The following is an 18,873-nucleotide window of genomic DNA, read 5'->3' as shown; positions in this document are numbered from 1 at the left end:
ATATTGGGACAATTGGGGCAGCAGAAGCATAAGTGGGAATTGGGGCGCTCGACTTCTCGCGTCAGTCCGTGCCACCGGTCGGAATGGCCGTCAGGGCCGCCATGTCCAAGGCGAGCGGCGTGATGTCGACCAGGTCGAAGCCGGCCGCGCGCAGCAGCCGGCGGTACTCCTCGTCGGTGCGTTCCCGGCCGCCCATGTTGTTGACGGCCATGTGCACGTCCCAGGCGATGGCCAGGGACGGGGTGCCGTCCGTCGGAATGGGGCGTTCGATGATGACCAACCGGGCGGTCTCCGCCATGGCCCGGCGGCAGTTCGCCAAAATCTTCAGGCACTGCTCGTCGTCCCAGTCGTGGAGGATGCGGGAGAGTAGGTAGACGTCGCCGCCCTCCGGCACCCGCTCGGTGAAGTCGCCGCCGACGACCTCGCACCGGTCGAGCAGGCCGTCCTTCTCGAGTACCTCGCGGGCCGCGTCGGCGATCGCGGGCTGGTCGAACAGCACTCCGCGAGCGGCGGGAGCCGCCGTCAGGACGTGGCGGAGCAGGTCGCCGTGGCCGCCGGCGACGTCGACGACGGTGCCCGCGTCGGTGAAGTCGACCACCTCGGGAACCCCGCTGAACCACGACGACCCGGCCGCCATGGCGCCGTGGAAGACGCGGGCCTGCTCGGGATGCTCGTTGAGGTAGTCGAAGGGCGGCAGGCCCAGCGCGTGCTCGAACGCGTTCTCGCCCGTACGGACGGCATGCGCGAGGGAGCCGAAGCTGCGGTAGAAGATCCCGCCGTACAGCCGGGCGACGTCGCGCAGTGCTCCGGTCCGCAACGTCCTCCCGAGCCGGGTCAGCTCCCACCGCTCGCCGTCCCGGCGCACGACGCCGAGTGAGGCGAGGTAGCGCAGCACCCGGTGCAGCAGGTCGGCGTCGGCGTTCGTCAGCATGGCGAGCTCGGCGCTGGTCGCCGGCTGCGAACTCAGGTGGTCGGCGATTCCCAGCTCCGCGGCCGCGCACAGGGCCTGCGTGGTCCACGCGCCGGTCAGCATCTCGAACATCTGCCGCGTCGCCTCCTCGTCGGCGGGCGGCTCCGGCTCGGTGTGGACCGGACGAGACGATTCCGCCGACCGCAAGTGGGTGGCCAACAGCTCGAGCCGGCCGTCGACGAGCAGCTCCAGCCGGCGCGGCCACCCCTGGGGCCGGACCCGGCCCTCGGTGCGGAAGTACAGTACGGTGCGGCCGGCCGAACCTTCGTGGGGGTTGAAGCCGCCGCCGTCGGGCGTCATTCCGCCGGGGCCGGTGAGCAGCTTCCACAGCCGCTCCGTCACGTCCGGCTCGGGCACGTGGAGCGCGAAATGCGTCTCGTTGTCGGCCCGGCGTTCGTCGTCCATCAGCCGTTCGAATCGCTCACCGGACCCCGCCGGGCAGACGAAGATCTCGACTTCGCCGCCGTGATCGGGTTCACCGCCGGTAATCGAGGCGTGCACGATCTGGATCGGCACGTCCTCTTCGGGAATGCCATATCCACGGGCCACCCTGTCGCGTACGACGGTGCTCGGCTGGGGCGGCGCGGCGGTCAGTCCCATTTCCGCCAGCCGGGCGAGGAAGGCCTCCGGCCGGCCGGACGGGAAGACCATGACCGAGCCGTGCACGAAGCGGCAGTGTCGCGCGATGTCCGCGACGAGGTGCCCGGGCGTGCCATCGGGCAGGATTTCGGCGAGCACTCGGCCGGTGCTCAACGAGCGGGTGAACTCCATGACCCGTCGGATGCGCCGCACATCGGCATCCTCGAGCGATGAATCACCGGCGTCCCTGGCGTCATCGGACACATGCGTGGTCGTCATCGGCCCGGCCCCCAATTCACTTGGCCATAATGGTGATCATCGTTCCACACAGCCTCATGCGTTTCCAGGGATCACTAGCCGAAAGCGACCATCCACCAATGAGGTATTCACCTGTTAGATCATCGGTCAGCACGCCGAGTTCACCAGCGGGTGGCCGACCGATGCCTCGGCATGGAGGCGATAGCTCCGCGGTCGGGCATTCCCCGGTACGCGATCGGAACGCCCACGCCGATGGCACGGCTAAGCGCCGGCGCCTCGCCCTCCCCTGCCCTGGGGGCGAGGATCGGCCAGTTCGCCGACCGTCGCGCAGAGACCGGTGATCAGGTTCCGGCAGTCGGCCGGGTCGACGTCCGCGAACGCCGAGGACCGCCACAAGCCCGTGTCGAGGAATCGGTCGGCGTGGCGGGTGCCGAGCCGGTCGTCGAGATACAGCAGCGCACCGATGGCCCAGTCCTGGTCGTAGTAGCACTCTCGTCGGGGCAGGTAACGGTCCAGGTAGGAGACGAGGATCTCGGCGTCCTCGTCCTGTGCGAAGCGGGCGAGGGCGAAGCAGTAGCCCTGGCCCGCGTAGGGAGCCTCGCTGTCCAATAGCAGGTCGCCGAGGCGTTGGCGGTAGCGGACACGACGGTCGATCCCGATCAGCCAGGCGGCGACGAGACGGGGGCGCCACCCGCACGACAGGAGCCGGTCCAGGTCTTCATCGCTGATCTTACGGGCGTCCCTGACGAGGGCCTTCTCGAACCGGTGGTCGAGACCGGACAGCCCGCCCAGGAGCTTGAGATAGCGCGGCTTCCAGGGTTTCCGAACAACGTACCGCCGGATCGCTTTCGCGTTCTCCGGCGCCAGGTCGGGGACCGGCGATTCGCCGGTCCCGAAGACGTGGCGTTGAAGCGCCTGAACGGTTTCCGGGTCATGGTCCGGGCTCGTACTCACACCCCATCATCGCGGGCCGGGGCTCGGCAGGAGGTGCGTTCGGCGCCGTCCGTGTGAGCGGTCAGCGGGTGGTGAGGGTGCGGATGATCTGCGCGATCGTCTCGGTCACCGCCTCGCGGGCGGGGCGGAGGTACTTGCGCGGGTCGGTCAGCGTCTCATCGGTCAGGCTCCGGCGCACGGCGGCGGTGAAGGCGACGTTGAGCTGAGTGCCGACGTTGATCTTGGTGAGGCCGGCGGCGACGGCCCGGCGCAGGTCCTCCTCCAGGACGCCGCTGGAGCCGTGCAGGACCAGCGGCACCGGGACGGCGGCGCGCAGCTTCGCCACGAGCCCGATGTCGAGGCTCGCGCTCTTGGTGGTCATGGCGTGCGAGCTGCCCACCGCGACCGCGAGGGCGTCCACTCCCGTGTCGGCCACGTAGGCGACCGCCTCCCCCGGATCGGTGCGCGCGGTCGGCGAGTGCACGCCGTCCTTGCCGCCGACCTCGCCGAGCTCCGCCTCGAGCCAGAGGCCGTGCTCGTGCGCCCAGTCCGCCGCCGACCGGGTCGCGGTGAGGTTGTCCGCGTACTCCAGGTGCGAGGCGTCGTACATCACCGAGCTGAAGCCCGCGTCGGCGGCCCGGTGCAGCAGGCCGAGGTCGTCGACGTGGTCGAGGTGGAGGGCGATCGGTACGCGCGCCGCCTCCGCGATCAGCGCGCAGGCGGCCGCGAGCGGCTCGACGCGGCCCAGATGGTGGCGGACCGCGTTCTGGCTGATCTGCAGGATGGCCGGGGCGCCGGCGAGCTCGGCGCCGGCCACGATGCCCTCGGCGTGCTCGACGGTGATGACGTTGAAGGCGCCGACGCCTTCGCCGGCCTCGCGTGCGGCGGCGACCAGGTCGCCGGTACGGCTCAGTGACACGGGCGAGCACCCTCCCTGGGCGGAATGTCCCTTGATGTCCGCTCTTGACGATCCCAACGAATCCCAACTATAACCATGTAACCCCCAATTAACCAGGATGAAACTCAAGCCCCGGTGGTGTTCTCTCGTGCCTGACCTGCTCGTAGGTGTCGACGTGGGGACCAGCTCCGTCAAGGCGGCCGTCTGTACGGCCGATGGACGGGAGGTCGCCCACGGGAGTGCCGCTCTGACCTGGAGCAGCACCCCGAACGGCACCGAGACCGACCCCGCGCGCGTGCTCGCCGCCGTGCAGGCCGCGCTGAATGACGCGCTGACGTCGGCCCCCGAGGGTCGGGTCGCCGCGCTGGGCGTGGCGAGCATGGCCGAGGCGGGGGTGTACCTCGACGGGGACGACCGGCCGGTGGCCCCGCTCATCGCCTGGCACGACAGCCGGGACAGCGAGCAGGCCGCCCGGCTGGACGCGGACCTCGGCGCGGAGACCTTCGCCGCCGCGACCGGGCTACCGCTCGGCACCCAGTGGTCGCTGACCAAGCACCGCTGGCTGCGCGACCACGGCGGCCTCGATCGGGCCGTCCGCCGGCTGCACGTCGCCGAGTGGGTGGTGTACGCCCTGGGCGGCGAACCCGCGTCGGAGTTCTCCCTCGCCTCCCGTACGGGCTGGTTCCACCTGCGCGAGGGGAACTGGTGGGAGCCGACGCTGGAGTGGTCCGGGATGGACCCGGCGCTGCTCCCGCCGACCGTGGCGGGCGGAACCTCGCTGGGGCGGGTCGCCGCCGACCGCGCCGGTGACCGCCTCGCGGGGGCCGTGCTCACCCTCGCCGGCCACGACCACCTGGCCGCGGCGGTGGGCGCGGAGGCCACCGGCGACGGCGACGTCCTCGACTCGTGCGGGACCGCCGAGGCCCTGGTCCGTACGGTGCCCGTGCCGCTCGCCGAGGCGGCGGTGGTCGAGTTGACGCGCCACGGGGTGACCGTGGGCCGGCACGTCCTACCGGACCGGCTGTCGGTGCTCGGCGCGACGCGCGGCGGGCTGCTGCTCCAGCACGTGCTGCGGCTGCTCGGCCGGGACCGCGACGACCTGCCGGAACTCGACCGGGCGGCGCTGCGGACCGACCCCGGCCCGCTGCGCGTACGGCTCGCCGGGGACGGCACCGCGACGGTCAGCGGCGCGGGGCGGAACGCGACCCCGGCCGCCGTCTGGCGGGCGGCGCTCGACGAGGCCACGTCGGGGGCGGCGGCCCTACAGAAGATCGTGACCGGCGCCGCCGGTGCACACCGCGAAGTGGTGATGACCGGGGGCTGGTCGAACAGCGAGGCGATGGTCGAGCTGCACCGCCGCGCCTTCGGCAACGCACGCCGGAGCACGGCCGGACAGGCGGGCGCCCGCGGCGCGGCCCTGCTCGCCGGGCAGGCGGCGGGACTGTGCCCCGCCATCCCAGGGAGGAACGAATGACCGAACCACTGCTGGAGGCCCGCGGCATCGAAAGGAGCTTCGGGCAGGTCCAGGCCCTGCGCGGAGCCGACTTCACGGTGTACCGCGGCGAGATCGTCGCCCTCATCGGCGACAACGGAGCCGGCAAGAGCACGCTGGTGAAGATCCTGTCGGGTGCGGACCAGCCGAACGCCGGGCAGATCCTCGTCGAGGGCGACCCCGTACGGCTCGACAGCCCGCACGCCGCCCGCGACCTCGGCATCGAGACCGTGTACCAGGACCTGGCCCTCGCCTCGGACCTGGACCCGGCGGCCAACCTCTTCCTGGGCCGCGAGGTGTTCCGGCGCGGGCTGCTCGGCCGCCTCGGCTTCCTCGACAAGCGCGCGATGGCCCGCGACACCACTGGGGAGATGGAGCGCCTCGGCGTACATCTGAAGGACGCCGCCGCGCCCGTCGCCGCCCTGTCCGGCGGCCAGCGCCAGAGCGTCGCCGTGGCGCGGGCCGCGATGTGGGCCCGCCGCGTGATCTTCATGGACGAGCCGACCGCCGCGCTCGGGGTCGTGCAGACCCAGCAGGTGCTCGAGCTGATCCGCCGGGTCCGCGACGCGGGGATCGCGGTCGTGCTGATCAGCCACAACATGCCCCAGGTGCTCGAGGTCGCGGACCGGGTGGAGGTGCTGCGGCTCGGCGCCCGGGTGGCCCGGTTCAACGCGGCCGACGCCACCGTCGAAGACCTCGTCGCCGCGATGACCAGCGGAACCGCAGAGGAGCGTGCCGCATGACGACCGCCCAGACCAAGGCCGCGGACTCGCGGCCGCCGGCCGCCGACCGTTCCTGGCGGACCGTCGCGGACCGCCTGCGCCGCGGCGAGACGACCCGGATCTTCGGCGCGCTGGTGCTGCTGTGCGTGGTCTTCTCGGTCCTGCGCCCGCACGCGTTCCCGACCTCGGGGAACATCGTCAACATCGCCTCCGACGCCGCCGTCCTGCTCGTCCTGGCGGTCGGCGCGACGTACGTCATCCTCACCGCCGGCATCGACCTGTCGGTCAGCGGCGTGCTGGTGTTCGCCGGCGTCATCTCCGCCAAGGTCATGCACGGGCTCGGCGGGCAGTCCGTCGGCGTCCTGCTGGTCGGCCTGCTCGCCGCGCTGGTGGCCGGGCTGGCGTGGGGCCTGGTCAACGGCTTCCTCGTGGCGAAGGCGCGGATCCCCGCGCTGATCGTCACCCTCGGCACGATGGGCGCCTCCCAGGGCGTCGCGCTGCTCATCACGAACGGCGTCGACGTGCGCGACGTGCCGTTCAACCTGGTCATGAGCGTCGGCTCCGGCACCGTCGCCGGGGTGCCCTGGCTCGTGGTGATCGCGCTCGTCGTGGCCGTCATCGGCGGCGTCATCCTGTCGCAGACCCGGTTCGGGCGTTACACGTACGCGGCCGGGTCCAACAAGGAGGCGCTGCGGCGTACGGGCGTCGACTCCGCCCGTCACCTCATCAAGGTGTACGCCGTCGCCGGGCTGCTCGCCGGCCTGGCCGGTTACCTGTCGCTGGCGCGGTTCGCCACGACGACCCTCGGTGGCCATGCCACCGACAACCTGTCCACCATCGCGGCGGTCGTGATCGGCGGCACCAGCCTCTTCGGCGGCCGCGGACTCATGATCGGCACCGTCATCGGCGTCTTCATCCCCACCGTGCTGCAGAACGGCTTCGTCGTACTCGGCGTCCAGGCGTTCTGGCAGCAGGTCGCGGTCGGAGTCGTTCTGATCGCCGCCGTCTACCTCGACCAGATGCGCCGGGCCGCCCGGGAACGGCCTTAGTCCTACAGGAGGAATCAATGCGGACCATCGGTGTGCTCGGAGCGGCCGCGGCGCTGGCAGTCGGCCTGGCCGCCTGCAGCAGCGGCGGAGGCTCCGGATCCGGTACGACCGGCGGAAGCGTGAAGGGGAAGACCATCTCCTTCGTGCCGGGCGTCTCCGGAGACAGCTTCTACATCACGATGCAGTGCGGCATCCAGGCGGAGGCCGCCAAGAACGGCATGAAGGTCGACATGCAGGCGCCGCAGCAGTTCGACGCGTCGCTGCAGACCCCGATCGTCAACGGGGTCATCGCCAAGAAGCCGGCCGGGCTGCTGATCGCCCCGACCGACGCCAAGGCGATGGTGCCGCCGCTGCTGCGGGCCAAGCAGGCCGGGATCACGGTCGGCCTGGTGGACACCACCCTCGCGCAGAGCGGCCTCGCCGTCACCGGGGTGTCGACCGACAACAAGGCGGGCGGCGCGGCGGCCGCGGACGCCCTGGCCAAGCTGATCGGGCAGAAGGGCAAGGTGCTGGTCATCGCTTTCAAGGCGGGCGCCTCGACCTCCGACGACCGGCAGCACGGGTTCGAGCAGGAGATCAAGAAGTACTCCGGCATCCAGTACCTCGGCGCGCAGATCAACGACAACAGCCCGGCCAAGGCCGCGTCGATCATCTCCGCCACGCTGGCCGCCCACCCCGACCTGACCGGCGTGTTCGCCACCAACCAGTTCGCCGCCGAGGGCGCGGCCACCGGCCTGCGCAACGCCGGCAAGCAGAGCAAGGTCAAGGTCGTCGGCTTCGACGCCGGCCCCGTCCAGGTGCAGCAGCTGCAGCGCGGGGACGTGCAGGCACTCGTGGCCCAGCAGCCGTACCAGATCGGCACCCAGGCGGTCGACCAGCTCGTCGCGTCCCTCACCGGCAAGAAGCCGACGGCTGAAATCGGGACAACGACCACGACGATCACCAAGGATGACTTGTCGACCGACACAGGACGGCAGGCCGTCTACAAGACCACCTGCTAGCCGCGGGCCTCGGCCCGCCTCGAAGAGAAGGGACCGTGGTGGCACCGACTGGTGACTCCGCCCGACGGGCCGGACGCCCTCCGTACGCCGCGCAGCGCCGCCAGCTCCTGCTGCGGACGCTGCGCGACACGGGACGCATCGACGTCACGGACATGGCCGACCGCCTCGCCGTGTCGACCGAGACGATCCGCAAGGACCTCACCGAGCTCGAACGGCAGGGGCTGCTGCACCGCGTGCACGGCGGCGCGGTCGCCGTGGAGGACCTGTCGTTCGAGCCGGCCGTCGGGGCGCGCACCGAGTACACCGACGAGAAGCGCCGAATCGGCCGGGCCGCCCTCGCCGAGGTCCCCGCGGAGGGGTCCGTGCTGATCGACGCGGGGTCCACCACGTCCTGCCTCGCCGAGGTCATGCCCGCCGACCGCGACCTCGCGGTGTTCACCAACACCCTGACCATCGCGATGACACTGACGACGCGGCCCCGGCTGACCGTGCACACGCTCGGCGGCCGGATCCGCAGCCGCACGTTCGCCGAGGTCGACAACTGGGCCGTCCGCGCCCTCTCGGAGATCCGCGTGGACGTGGCCTTCCTCGGCACCAACGGCTTCACCGCGGAGGACGGCCTGCGCACCCCGGACGAGTCGGAGGCGACCGTGAAGCGGCTCATGCTCAAGGCCGCCCGCCGACGCGTCCTGCTCACCGACCACAGCAAGCTCGGCCGGATCAGCCTGTTCAAGTACGGGGATCTGGCCGAGATCGACCTTCTGATCACCGACACCGGCATGCCGGACGCCGACGTCCGCAGGCTCGAGGACGGGGGAGTGAAAGTGATACGGGCATGATCGTGACCGTCACGCCGAATCCGAGCGTGGACCGGACCCTCACCGTGGAGCGCATGACCCACGGGGACGTCCTGCGGGCCACGAGCAGTTGGAGCGAGCCCAGCGGCAAGGGCGTCAACGTGTCCCTCGCCCTGCGCGGCCACGGCTACGCCACCCGGGCCGTCCTGCCCATCGGCGGCGCCGAGGGCGCGCGACTGGAGGCGATGCTGCGCGCGGCGGACCTGGACTACGTCCCCGTCCCGATCGACGGCGAGATCCGCAGCAACGTCAGCGTCCTGGAGCCCGACGGCACGGTCACCAAGGTGAACGAGCCCGGTCCGGAGCTGTCGGAGGCCGAGCTCAAGGCCCTCATCGACGCGGTCGCCGCGATCGGTGAGGAGGCCGAGTGGATCGTCGGCTGCGGCAGCCTGCCGGTCGGCACGCCCGCGGATTTCTACGCCGACATGGTGGCCGCCGCGCGCGGCACCTCCGCGCGCATCGCCGTGGACAGCTCCGGGCCGTCGCTGACGGCCGTCCTGGCGGCCGGCCCCGACCTGATCAAGCCGAACGCGGCCGAGCTCGCCGAGGCGGCCGGCCGTCCGGTCGAGACCCTGGGCGACGCCCTCGCCGCGGCCCGTGTCCTGCAGGACCGGGGCGCGAAGTCCGTCCTCGCCAGCCTCGGCCCGGACGGTGCGGTGCTCGTCGAAGGCGGCGAGGCCGTGCACGGCGAGGCGTACGTCGCGGAGACCCGCAGCACCGTCGGCGCGGGCGACGCCCTGCTCGCCGGCTTCCTCGCCGCGGGCGGGCGCGGGCCGGAGGCGCTGCGCTCGGCGCTCGGCTGGTCGGCCGCCGCCGTGCGGCAGCCGGGCACCGTGCTGCGCGCGGACGGCACCGACACCGCCGCCGAGGTCACCCTGCACGACCACGTCGACGTCGGCCGCCGCCTGCGCGACTCGTAGCGAGTCCTGTCGGTCTGCGGCGCTGAGACGGCCGGGACGACGCCCGGGTGGCCGCGCTGCTCGAACGCATGGACGGCATGGTCGGCCTCACCCAGGTGAAGCAGCGCATCCACGACATGTTCGACCTGCTGGCCACCGAGCGGCGGCGCCGGCAGGAGGGTCTGTCCAGCGAGCCGTTCGCCGGGCATCTGGTCTTCTCCGGTCCCCCGGCACCGGCAAGACCACCGTCGCCCGCCTGTACGGAGAACTGCGCGCACCTGGAGGCCGACGCCGGGACCTTCGCGCGCGGCCACGGCCGTGAGGTCCGCGAGCTGCTGGAGGCGACGCGCACCGCACAGGCCCGCCGGATCGCCGCCCGCGAACGTTCCGGAGACCCCGTGCCGGCCCACGACCTCGGCCTGCTCCTCCCCGCCGACCTCCCCTGAGCCGGCGCCGTCCCGCCGGTGTCAGATCAGCGGATGGATCGCCGGGTGGGCCTCCCACCAGCGCTGAAAGACCGGATTGTCGGTCACATGGTCCGTGTAGGCCCGGGCCACGCCCCGATAGAGCGCGGCGGCGGTGCCGTCGCTCAGCCGGTCGCGGCGCCAGGCCACCATCAGCCGCCCGACCTGCGGATCGCCGGCCAGCGGGCGGACGACGGTGCCCGGCTGAGCCGGCCAGGTCGGGTCCACCAACCGCACCCCGTACCCCGGCGCGACCAGCGGCTGGGCTTCACCGCTCGGCGCGTCGTACCGCACGTTGGGTTCGAAGCCCGCCGCCCGGCAGGTCGAGCGCAGCGCCGCGAGCGAGCCGTCGTCGGCGCCCGGAGGGCTGATCCAGCACTCGTCCTTGAGATCGGCCAACTCGATCTCCACACGATCGGCGAGCATGTGGGCGGCCGACAAGGCGACGAAGATCGGATATCGGGGCACCAGCGTGCGGCTCGCGATCGGCGCCGCCATCGGGACGCCGTAACCCTCGATGACGCCGACGAGCGCCGCGTCCAGGTCGCCGCGGGTGAGCGCGTCGGTCAGCAGCGCGGCCGACGGCTCGATGCGCAGAGACGTCTCGGCCTCGGGAAGCTCCTCCGCGACCCGGCCGATGAGGCTGGCGACGCAGGCCACGTGGACCGAGCCGAGCCGGATGCTCCGCACCTGTCCGGCGAGACCGGGCAGGTCACCGAACAGAGTGTCCATCTCTGACAGGACGATGCGGGCACGGGAGATGACCTGACGTCCCAGCGGGGTCGGCTCCGTCCCGCTGCGCGTCCGGACGAAGAGTTCCCCGCCGAGGAGTTCTTCGATCCGATGGAGCTGATTCGTCATGGCGGGCTGCGACAGTCCCATCCGGGCGGCGGCCCGGGTGAGGCTGCCTGTCTCCGCGATCGCGCAGATCATCCGAAGATGCCGGATATCGAGTTCCATAACGGAGGAGTATGCGACATGGGGTTGCTGACTTAACCCCAGTCACACCGGATCCGGCGACATGCCCGCGCGAGGTCACGCGCGACGAAAAGTCCGGTATGCGAACCCGAACCACGGGTTGTGCTTGCGGGCGTGGTCGCCACTGCTGCACGTGGTCGAGCCCTGGCTCGGCAGCGACTCGTTGTAGCTGGCCCAGGACTTGCCCGCGGCCGCCAGCTCGGACGCGAGGTTCGGGGCGGAGCTGAACCCAGGGGTGTAGCAGCTGTCGTCCGTGATGCCCTGCGTCGAGCCGGAGAAGATGGCGAAGTAGTTGGGCTGACTGGGGTGGGTGAGGGCGTAGGAGGCGGTGAGGACGGCGCCGCCGGTCTTGAGGGAGTTGATGTACGGCGCGCTGGAACTGCCGATGATCTGGCTATAGGCGTGGTTCTCCAGCATCACGACCACGGTGTGGTCGGGAGTCGGGACGCTGCCCGCGGCGTTCGCGGTGCCGCCGGTCCCGGCCCACACCCCGGCCGCGGCGGCCCGAGGCCGAGCGCGGACGCGAGGGCGGCGAGGGTACGGCGGGCCGGTCTTCTTCCGGCGCGTGGCATCACTGGGACCTCCGGAGGGGTCGGGTGTGGGGCCCTGGGGCGGTGCCCCGCCAGAGGGTGAATGCCGGAGACGTGGCTGAATAGTGGCGTCTGGTGAAGTATGTCCGAACCTTGCGTTAAGGGCTGCGTCAGGACGAGGCACTTCGACCGGCGGCCGCCGTACGGCCCCTCAGGGCTCCTGGTGCGCCCTCGAGCCGAGCACGCTGGACAGGAACGCCCTGGTCCGGGCGTGGCCGGGGTCGGCCAGGATCTCGCCGGGGCGGCCCCGCTCGACGACCACGCCGTCGGCGAAGAAGGACAGCCGGTCGCCGACCTCCCTGGCGAAGGCGATCTCGTGGGTCACCACGACCATCGTCATCCCGTCGGCGGCCAGCCTCTTCATGACCTCCAGGACCTCGTCGACCAGTTCCGGGTCCAGCGCGGAGGTCGGCTCGTCGAACAGCATCAGCGCCGGGTTCATCGCCAGCGCCCGGGCGATCGCCACCCGCTGCTGCTGGCCGCCGGAGAGCTGATGCGGCCGCTTGTGCGCGTGGTCGGCCAGGCCCACCCGGTCCAGATGGTCCATCGCCAGCACCCGTGCCCGGTCCGCCGGAGTGCCCAGCACGTGGACGGGGCCGCAGGCGACGTTCTCCAGCGCGCTCTGGTGGGCGAACAGGTTGAAGCGCTGGAACACCATGCCGATGTTCCTGCGGAAGGCGGCGAACTCCTTGGGCGTCCAGGGGTGGTACCTGCCGTCGCGCAGGCCGTACCCGACCTCCTCGCCGAGCACCCGCAGGCTGCCGCCGAGCACCGGCTCCAGGCCGTTAAGGCACCGCAGGAACGTGGACTTGCCCGAGCCCGACGGGCCGATGACGCAGCTCACCTCGCCGGCGGCCACGCTGAAGTCCACGCCGTTGAGAACCTGCACGTCGCCGTAGCTCATCCGGACGCCCGAGGCCTCCACGACGGGGTTCACGCGGCCGCCTTCGGCAGGATCCGGGCGGCCAGGCCGCCGGCGCGCACCAGCCGCACGGCCTCGGACCCGAATCGGCGCTCCAGCCTGCCCTGCAGGAACGTCGCCACGGCGGTCATGAGCATGTACCACAGGCTCGCCACGATCAGCAGCTCCATGATCAGATTGTTCGCCTTGTAGATCTGGCTGGCATTGGTCATCAGGTCGTGCCCGGCGACCACGTAGACGAGCGAGGTGGTCTTCAGCATGGAGATGAACTCGTTGCCGGTCGGCGGGATGATGATGCGCAGCGCCTGCGGCAGCACGATGACCCGCATCCGCTTGGCCGGGGTCATGCCGAGCGCGTACGCCGCCTCCGTCTGGCCGTGGTCGACGGCCTGGATGCCGGCGCGCACGGTCTCGGCGAAGTAGGCCGCAAGGTTCAGCCCGAGGCCCAGCATGGCCGCGGTGAAGCCGGTCATCACCTGGTTGGTGTCCCACTTGAGACCGATCATGGTGAACGGGATCTTGAGCACCAGTTCGGGGAACAGGAAGGCCAGGTTGTACCAGAAGATGAGCTGCACGAGCACGGGCGTGCCGCGGAAGAACCAGATGTAGAACGTGGCCATCCAGCTCAGCACCGGGTTGTGCGACAGCCGCGCGATCGCGATCACCACGCCCAGCACGAGCCCGAGGGCCGTCGCCAGCAGGGAGATCTCGATGGTGACCCAGATCCCGGCGAGGATCCGGTCGTTGAAGAGGTATTCGGCGACCTTGTCCCAGTGCAGGCGTGGGTTGTCCACGACCAGGTAGACCAGCCAGCCGGCCACCGCGAGCGCGACGGCCGCGGCCAGCCAGCGGCCCCAGTGCCAGGTCCGCGCGACGGGGACGAGCGTGCCCGACGGGTCGGCGATCGGTTCGGTGCGCATCGTCACTTACCGCCGTTGACCACGGCGGACCGGACGGCCAGCCGGTCCAGGTTCCACGCCTTGAGCAGCCTGCCGTACTCACCGCCGCGGATGAGCGAGTCCAGCGCGCCCTTGACGGACTCGATGAGCTGCTTGTTGTCCGGCCTGATCCCGATGCCCCAGGGGCTCTCGGTGCCGTCGAGCGCGACCGCGTCGACCGCGAGCTTGGGATCGGCGGCCTTGCTGGCGGCCACCACGTAGTCGGTGACGCTGGCCTGCGCGCGCCCGCCGCTGACCTGGAGCAGGGCCTCCTGGTCGCCGGGGAACTTCAGGATGTCGATCGCGGCGGAGCCGGCCTTCTTGCAGTCGGCGGCGTACCGCTCGGCCAGGTTCATCGACGATCCGTTGTCCACGACGGACACCGTCTTGCCGCACAGGTCCTTCGGCCCGGCGATGCCGGCCGGGTTCCCCTTCTTGATCACCAGCCCGGCGCCGGCCCGTACGTAGTCGACGAAGGTGATCTGACCCTCGCGTTCCGGTGTGTCGGACATCGAGGAGATGACGAAGTCGTAGCGGCCGGAGAGCACGCCGGGGATCTGGGAGTTGAACTCCTCGTCGGTGATGGTCACCTTGACGCCGAGTTTCCTGGCGATGGCCCTGGCGAGGGCGGGGTCGAAGCCGATCGGCGTCTTGCCGTCACTGGCGAACAGCTCCATCGGCGGGTAGCCGATGGACGAGACGACCTTCAGCCCGCCGGACCTCAGGCTCGCCGGCGCCTTGGCCGCCAGGTCCTTGTCCGGGGTGATGGCGTTGATGACGTCGGCCGCCTTCTCCTCGGTGGGAGCCTTGTCCAGGACGACGGACGCCCGGTCGGACGCGCCGGAGTCCAGGGACTTGGCGCCGCAGGCCGCCGTGGCCGCCAGCAGAACACCGGCGGCGAGCGTGGTGAGGATTCGGGTGTGCAACGGGGGCGCTCCTTCAGATTCGCCGCCAGCGGACGTCGCCGCCGACGACGGTGGTCAGGACCTTGGTGCGCAGCACCGCGTCCGCCGGCTCCCGGTAGGGGTCGGTGTCCACCGCGATGAAGTCGGCGAGCCTGCCCGGCGCGAGGACACCCTTGTGGTCCTCCTCGCCCGCGGCGTAGGCCGCGCCCAGGGTGTGGGCGGTGATGGCCTCGGCCATGCTCAGCCGTTGCTCGGGCTGCCAGCCACCGGCGGGGTCGCCGTCGGGGCGGGTACGGGTCACCGCGGCGTACAGCGCGGCGAACGGATTGGGGTGCTCGACGGGAGCGTCGGAGCCGAAGGCCAGCGCGACGCCGGCGTTCAGCATCCCGCGCCAGGCGTACGAGGCCAGTTCCTGGCCGGCCAGCAGGGAGTCGACCAGGTCGATGTCGCTCGTGCAGTGCACGGGCTGCATCGACGCGACGACGCCGAGCCGGGCCATCCTGGGCAGGTCACCGGGCCGCAGGTGCTGGGCGTGCTCGATGCGGTGCCGCAGCCCCGCCGTGCGGCCGATCGCCTCGTACGCGTCGATGACCAGGTGGTTGGCCTGGTCGCCGATGGCGTGCGTGGCCACCGCGATGCCGGCGCCCGCGGCCCGGGCGAACAGCGTGACCAGGTCGTCGTACGGCGTGACGGCGATGCCGACGTTGCCCTGCTCGCCGGCGAAGGACTCGCTCATGTGGCAGGTGTGCGAGCCCAGCGCCCCGTCGCTGAAGATCTTCACGGGTCCGGTGCGGAACCAGTCGTCGCCCTGCCCGGTACGGCGGCCCTCGGCGATGGCCGCCTCCAGGTGGACCATCGGGATCGCCTTGTGCACGCGCAGCTTCAGCTCGCCGGCCGTGTGCAGGTCCAGGTAGGCGGCCCGGCAGTCCTCGCCGTCGATGTCGTGCACGCTGGTCAGGCCGAGCGCGAGCAGTTCCTCCTGCGCGGCGCGAAGCTGGTCGCGCAGGTCGGCGGAGACCATGCGGTCGCGCAGCGGGTAGGACGCCGACTCGCGCAGGATGCCGGTCGGCTCCCCGTTCGCGTCCCGGACGATCTCGCCGCCGACCGGGTCGGGGGTGTCGGCGTCGATGCCGACGAGCCGCAGGGCCGCGGAGTTGGCCCACACCGTGTGGCCGTCCACGCTGGGCAGCGCGACCGGCAACTCGGGGCAGACCGAGTCGAGCGCGTACCGGTCCGGCTGCGCCGGCGGGTCCCAGGTGTTGCTGTTCCATCGGCCGCCGAACAGCCAGGCGCCCGGTCGCAGCCGCGCCGCGTGGGCGGCCACCTTCGCCAGCGCGTCGTCGAGGGAGCGCACGTCGCGCAGGTCGACCGAGTCCAGGCTCTGGGCGTACTGGGCGGTGTGGATGTGGGCGTCGTACAGGCCGGGGAGCACCGCGGCGCCCTCCAGGTCGATCAGCTCCGCTTTCGGACCCGCGGCCGCGCGCACCTCCATCTCCGTGCCGACGGCCAGCAGCCGCTCGCCGTCCACGGCCATGGCCTCGGCCGGCGGATCGCCGCTGGCTCCGGTATGGATGGCGGCGTTGCGGTACACGCGAATGCTCATGTGACGCTCACAGGCTCGAGTGACAGTGGCCATCACTGTAGGAGTGGCGAAAAGAAGGCGAAAGCGCTAGAAAGACGACATTTAGCAACCGTGAGCACAAGGAGTTCTTATCCTTAAACCCGAACACCTGCGCACGCTCCGTGAGGTCGTTCAGCTCGGCTCCTTCGCCGCCGCGGCCAACCGGCTCGGGTACACCTCCTCGGCCGTCTCCCAGCAGATGGCCGCGCTGGAGCGGAAGATGGGCGTGAAGCTGTTCGACCGCTCCGCCCACAGCGTGCTGCCCACCAGCGCCGCCCGGGTGCTGGCCAGGCAGGCCGAGATCGTGCTCATCGACCTTGAGCGCATGGTCGCGACCGTCCAGGCCGTGCACCGCAACAGCGAGCGGCAGATCCATCTGGGCGTCTTCCCCAGCCTCATCGACGTGCTGACCGGCGTCCTGCGGCGGATGGAGCCCGCGGAACGCGCCGGCATCAGGGTCTCGGTCGCCGAGTCCTCCCAGCTCATCCCGCACCTCGGCGCCGGTGGCGAGATGGACGCGGCGATCGTCTACCAGGTGGGCAACGTCGGCCTGTCGTGGCCGTCGGCGCTGGACCGGCGCTGGAACGCCGAGGACCGCTACAAGCTCGTCCTCCCCCGCTGCTGGCCCGACCTGTCGCCCTACCGGGTCGAGCAGCTCGCCGACCTGCCGTGGATCACGCACCACCCGGGCAGCAGCGACGCCACCTTCTTCGACGGCGTGTTCGCCCGCTGGAACCTGCACCCCAGGGTGGCCGGCCACTCCGACGACTTCAAGATCACGATCGCCATGATCGAGGCGGGGATGGGCGCGGCGTTCGTCCCCGACCTCGCGCTGCGCGGGCACGGTCCGGACGTCGTGGTCGCCGACGTGCCGTGGCTGAACACCAGCCGCAGCATCTTCACCCTCGTCCGCCCCGAACGCGAGACCCCCCGCCTGCGGTTCCTGCTGGACGCGCTGGCGGTGTGACCGTACGATCCTTCGCCCGGTGACGATGCCGGCCGCTCGGGACACCGGCGGGCCGGGCCGGCGCGGGCGTCAGGAGGTCCTTGAACGTGGAACACGAGGCGCGCGGGTGGGGGTCCTGTCCGGTACGGCCGTCGAGCCGCCGCGCTCGCTGTCGGGGCTGGTCGTCGGCGTCGCCGACGGGTGCGCGCAGGCCGGTGAGTTCGCCGACCTGGGCGCCGAGGTCCGGGAGATCGCCCTGCCGTACGAGGTCCTCCCCGCGTACTGGACGATCGTCGGCGCGCAGGCCCGGCGCACCCACGAGGGCACGTACCCGGCGAACGCCGCGAGCTACAGCACCGGCGTGCGGCGGAAGCTGGACGACGCCGCCGGGATCGGCCATCGGGACCCCCGCCGGGCCGTCGCGGAGCTCTCGGCCGTCCGGGAGAGGTTCGCCGCGGCGATGTCCGGCATCGACGTCGTGGTGGCGCCGACGCTCGGCGGCCCCGCGCCGCGGGTCGGGTGCGACGAGGCCGCCGTCCGCGGCGAGGTGGGCCGGATCACCTCCGTCGTTTCCGCGCTCGGCCTACCCGCCCTGGCCGTCGGCGACCTGCAGATCGTCGGCCGCAGCGAGTCCGACGTGCTGCGGGTCGGCCTGTGCCGGGAGGGCCGTGGCGGCACGATTCCCGCGCCACGCTGAACCCCGCGCATGCGACGACAGGCTCCACGGGTCCACCGGGACGACGCCGACGGCGCGGCCGGTGGGGTCGAGGAGCCGCCCGTACAGTTTCGACTGCCGCAGGACGAGCTGCCGGTCGTCGACGCGCACGTACGGGAACCGCTCCTCCAGACGCACCACCAGCGGGTGCAGGTCGGAGACCGTGTGCAGGCCGACGGTGAGGAGCATGTTGCGGGATCCGGCGAGCGCCGCGCAGGTCCGCGTCTCCGGCCAGTCGAGCAGCGCCCGCCCCGTCTCCTCCAGCAGTCCGTCCGGCATCCGCAACCACAGCACCGCCGAGGAGTGCCAGCCCGCGTGCGAACGCGCCAGGTCGCAGCGGAAGTCGATGTCACCGGCCGCGACCAGGCGTGACATCCTGCGCCGTACCGTGCGCTCGGACCTGCCGACGGCTCTCGCGAGCTCGGTGTGACCCGCGCGGCCGTCCGCGAGCAGGGCCCTGAACAGGAGCCGGTCGGTCTCGTCCATCGGACCGCCGGCCGCCGGCGGTCCGGGGCGTCCGGGGCGTCCGGCCAGCGCGCGCACGGATCGGGGCGACAGCACGCGCAGCCGCCAGCGGCGCGACGCCTCGAAGACGCGCGTGGCGACGTGGGCGCGCACCTTCGCCACGCCGGGCACCCGCGGCAGGTCCGTGAGCAGGTAGTCCGCCAGCGCCGGCATCGACGCGGCGACGGCGATCACGAACAGGTCGGGACCGGCGGCAAGGTGCTGAACGGTGATCAGGTGCTCCACCGTCGCGAGCGTGTGCGCGACCTCCACCGCCGCTCCGGCCGCGCAGTCGATCTCCAGGAACGCCATGCTCATCGCGTTCATCTGGCGCCGTCCCAGGGCGACGGTGGTCCACGCCTCCCCCGCGTCGTTCAGCCGCTGCCAGCGCCGCGCCGCCGTCACCGGGTCCGCGCCGATCGCCGCCCCGACGTCGACCCAGCTCGCGCGCGGGTCGATCTGGAGCGCGTCGATGAGCTCGAGGTCGGTCTCCGCCAGCAGCCGCGGTGACGCGAAGCCGGAATCCTGCATGTTCAGCCCCGCGATGTCGTATTCCTGCGTCCGAGTGCCGCGCTCACGGTATACCTCGATCCTTGTGCCCGGCGGCCGTCCCCGGCTCGCCGTGAGGGAGA

At 71.7% G+C, this 18,873-nt stretch carries 19 protein-coding genes; 9 read left to right on the top strand and 10 right to left on the bottom strand.

The features are described 5' to 3' along the window. Nucleotides 1–61 precede the first annotated feature (61 nt). The 3 genes from AB0K82_RS01025 to AB0K82_RS01015 all read right to left on the bottom strand — a co-directional run bounded on the left by AB0K82_RS01025 (nt 62) and on the right by AB0K82_RS01015 (nt 3,659). Nucleotides 62–1,762, bottom strand: a complete 1,701-nt coding sequence (locus tag AB0K82_RS01025; RefSeq protein WP_364391181.1) for a methyltransferase — start codon at nt 1,760–1,762, stop codon at nt 62–64. Nucleotides 1,763–2,068: 306 nt separating this feature from the next. Next, complete coding sequence (locus tag AB0K82_RS01020; RefSeq protein WP_364391179.1) at nt 2,069–2,761, bottom strand: DUF6000 family protein; 693 nt, start codon at nt 2,759–2,761, stop codon at nt 2,069–2,071. 61 nt (nt 2,762–2,822) lie between these two features. Next, the gene (locus AB0K82_RS01015; RefSeq protein ID WP_364391176.1) at nt 2,823–3,659 is read right to left on the bottom strand and encodes a class II fructose-bisphosphate aldolase; all 837 of its coding nucleotides are present in this window, start codon (nt 3,657–3,659) and stop codon (nt 2,823–2,825) included. 97 nt (nt 3,660–3,756) lie between these two features. Between AB0K82_RS01015 and AB0K82_RS01010 the strand changes: the two genes are divergently transcribed. The 7 genes from AB0K82_RS01010 to AB0K82_RS00980 are packed head-to-tail and all read left to right on the top strand — an operon-like array spanning nt 3,757 to nt 10,104. Next, the gene (locus tag AB0K82_RS01010; protein ID WP_364391174.1) at nt 3,757–5,112 is read left to right on the top strand and encodes an FGGY family carbohydrate kinase; all 1,356 of its coding nucleotides are present in this window, start codon (nt 3,757–3,759) and stop codon (nt 5,110–5,112) included. Beyond that, nucleotides 5,109–5,873, top strand: a complete 765-nt coding sequence (locus AB0K82_RS01005; RefSeq protein ID WP_364391172.1) for an ATP-binding cassette domain-containing protein — start codon at nt 5,109–5,111, stop codon at nt 5,871–5,873. The genes AB0K82_RS01010 and AB0K82_RS01005 overlap by 4 nt, the downstream gene beginning before the upstream one ends. Beyond that, on the top strand, nt 5,870–6,901 hold the full coding sequence (locus AB0K82_RS01000) for an ABC transporter permease (protein ID WP_364391170.1): 1,032 nt from the start codon (nt 5,870–5,872) through the stop codon (nt 6,899–6,901). The genes AB0K82_RS01005 and AB0K82_RS01000 overlap by 4 nt, the downstream gene beginning before the upstream one ends. Before the next feature lie 17 nt (nt 6,902–6,918). Continuing rightward, entirely contained in the window at nt 6,919–7,902 is a 984-nt protein-coding gene (locus AB0K82_RS00995; RefSeq protein WP_364391168.1) for an ABC transporter substrate-binding protein, read from the top strand. A gap of 35 nt (nt 7,903–7,937) precedes the next feature. Continuing rightward, a complete protein-coding gene (locus tag AB0K82_RS00990) occupies nt 7,938–8,741 on the top strand; it encodes a DeoR/GlpR family DNA-binding transcription regulator (protein ID WP_364391166.1) in 804 nt (267 codons plus the stop codon). Next, a complete protein-coding gene (locus tag AB0K82_RS00985) occupies nt 8,738–9,679 on the top strand; it encodes a 1-phosphofructokinase family hexose kinase (RefSeq protein ID WP_364391164.1) in 942 nt (313 codons plus the stop codon). Before AB0K82_RS00990 ends, AB0K82_RS00985 begins: the two co-directional genes overlap by 4 nt. 47 nt (nt 9,680–9,726) lie before the next feature. Further along, on the top strand, nt 9,727–10,104 hold the full coding sequence (locus AB0K82_RS00980) for a hypothetical protein (protein WP_364391162.1): 378 nt from the start codon (nt 9,727–9,729) through the stop codon (nt 10,102–10,104). 21 nt (nt 10,105–10,125) lie between these two features. Here the strand turns inward: AB0K82_RS00980 and AB0K82_RS00975 are convergent, their stop codons facing one another. The 6 genes from AB0K82_RS00975 to AB0K82_RS00950 all read right to left on the bottom strand — a co-directional run bounded on the left by AB0K82_RS00975 (nt 10,126) and on the right by AB0K82_RS00950 (nt 16,058). After that, nucleotides 10,126–11,082, bottom strand: coding sequence for a LysR family transcriptional regulator (locus tag AB0K82_RS00975; protein ID WP_364391160.1), 957 nt, complete (start codon nt 11,080–11,082; stop codon nt 10,126–10,128). A gap of 75 nt (nt 11,083–11,157) precedes the next feature. Next, nucleotides 11,158–11,589 (bottom strand): alkaline phosphatase family protein, encoded by a 432-nt coding sequence (locus tag AB0K82_RS00970; protein WP_364391158.1) that lies wholly within the window; start codon nt 11,587–11,589, stop codon nt 11,158–11,160. Between the two features lie 252 nt (nt 11,590–11,841). Beyond that, complete coding sequence (locus AB0K82_RS00965) at nt 11,842–12,594, bottom strand: amino acid ABC transporter ATP-binding protein (protein WP_364391500.1); 753 nt, start codon at nt 12,592–12,594, stop codon at nt 11,842–11,844. A 29-nt stretch (nt 12,595–12,623) separates the two neighbouring features. After that, nucleotides 12,624–13,532, bottom strand: coding sequence for an amino acid ABC transporter permease (locus AB0K82_RS00960; RefSeq protein ID WP_364391156.1), 909 nt, complete (start codon nt 13,530–13,532; stop codon nt 12,624–12,626). 2 nt (nt 13,533–13,534) lie between these two features. Beyond that, on the bottom strand, nt 13,535–14,476 hold the full coding sequence (locus AB0K82_RS00955; protein WP_364391154.1) for an ABC transporter substrate-binding protein: 942 nt from the start codon (nt 14,474–14,476) through the stop codon (nt 13,535–13,537). Between the two features lie 13 nt (nt 14,477–14,489). Next, a complete protein-coding gene (locus AB0K82_RS00950) occupies nt 14,490–16,058 on the bottom strand; it encodes an amidohydrolase (RefSeq protein ID WP_364391152.1) in 1,569 nt (522 codons plus the stop codon). A 109-nt stretch (nt 16,059–16,167) separates the two neighbouring features. Here AB0K82_RS00950 and AB0K82_RS00945 point away from each other — a divergent pair, with 109 nt between their 5' ends. Both AB0K82_RS00945 and AB0K82_RS00940 read left to right on the top strand, forming a co-directional pair. Continuing rightward, nucleotides 16,168–17,043, top strand: coding sequence for a LysR family transcriptional regulator (locus tag AB0K82_RS00945; RefSeq protein ID WP_364391498.1), 876 nt, complete (start codon nt 16,168–16,170; stop codon nt 17,041–17,043). A 19-nt stretch (nt 17,044–17,062) separates the two neighbouring features. Continuing rightward, on the top strand, nt 17,063–17,719 hold the full coding sequence (locus AB0K82_RS00940; protein ID WP_364391150.1) for a hypothetical protein: 657 nt from the start codon (nt 17,063–17,065) through the stop codon (nt 17,717–17,719). Here the strand turns inward: AB0K82_RS00940 and AB0K82_RS00935 are convergent. Further along, entirely contained in the window at nt 17,606–18,772 is a 1,167-nt protein-coding gene (locus AB0K82_RS00935; RefSeq protein WP_364391148.1) for an Lrp/AsnC family transcriptional regulator, read from the bottom strand. The genes AB0K82_RS00940 and AB0K82_RS00935 overlap by 114 nt on opposite strands. Nucleotides 18,773–18,873: the final 101 nt, after the last annotated feature.

It is taken from the genome of Actinoallomurus sp. NPDC052274 (assembly GCF_040679475.1).
GTDB classification, from domain to species: Bacteria; Actinomycetota; Actinomycetes; order Streptosporangiales; family Streptosporangiaceae; genus Actinoallomurus; species Actinoallomurus liliacearum.
The sequence above is the reverse complement of the archived record's forward strand: the minus strand, read 5'-3'. Positions and strand labels throughout refer to the sequence as shown.

What these genes read in the sequence shown, in the direction of transcription:
- AB0K82_RS01000 (WP_364391170.1), top strand. Translation starts at nt 5,870, where the DNA reads ATGACGACCGCCCAGACCAAGGCCGCGGACTCGCGGCCGCCGGCCGCC.
- AB0K82_RS00975 (WP_364391160.1), bottom strand. Translation starts at nt 11,082, where the DNA reads ATGGAACTCGATATCCGGCATCTTCGGATGATCTGCGCGATCGCGGAG.
- AB0K82_RS00995 (WP_364391168.1), top strand. Translation starts at nt 6,919, where the DNA reads ATGCGGACCATCGGTGTGCTCGGAGCGGCCGCGGCGCTGGCAGTCGGC.
- AB0K82_RS00950 (WP_364391152.1), bottom strand. Translation starts at nt 16,058, where the DNA reads ATGAGCATTCGCGTGTACCGCAACGCCGCCATCCATACCGGAGCCAGC.
- AB0K82_RS00960 (WP_364391156.1), bottom strand. Translation starts at nt 13,532, where the DNA reads ATGCGCACCGAACCGATCGCCGACCCGTCGGGCACGCTCGTCCCCGTC.
- AB0K82_RS01010 (WP_364391174.1), top strand. Translation starts at nt 3,757, where the DNA reads ATGAAACTCAAGCCCCGGTGGTGTTCTCTCGTGCCTGACCTGCTCGTA.
- AB0K82_RS00985 (WP_364391164.1), top strand. Translation starts at nt 8,738, where the DNA reads ATGATCGTGACCGTCACGCCGAATCCGAGCGTGGACCGGACCCTCACC.
- AB0K82_RS00965 (WP_364391500.1), bottom strand. Translation starts at nt 12,594, where the DNA reads ATGAGCTACGGCGACGTGCAGGTTCTCAACGGCGTGGACTTCAGCGTG.
- AB0K82_RS01005 (WP_364391172.1), top strand. Translation starts at nt 5,109, where the DNA reads ATGACCGAACCACTGCTGGAGGCCCGCGGCATCGAAAGGAGCTTCGGG.
- AB0K82_RS00935 (WP_364391148.1), bottom strand. Translation starts at nt 18,772, where the DNA reads ATGCAGGATTCCGGCTTCGCGTCACCGCGGCTGCTGGCGGAGACCGAC.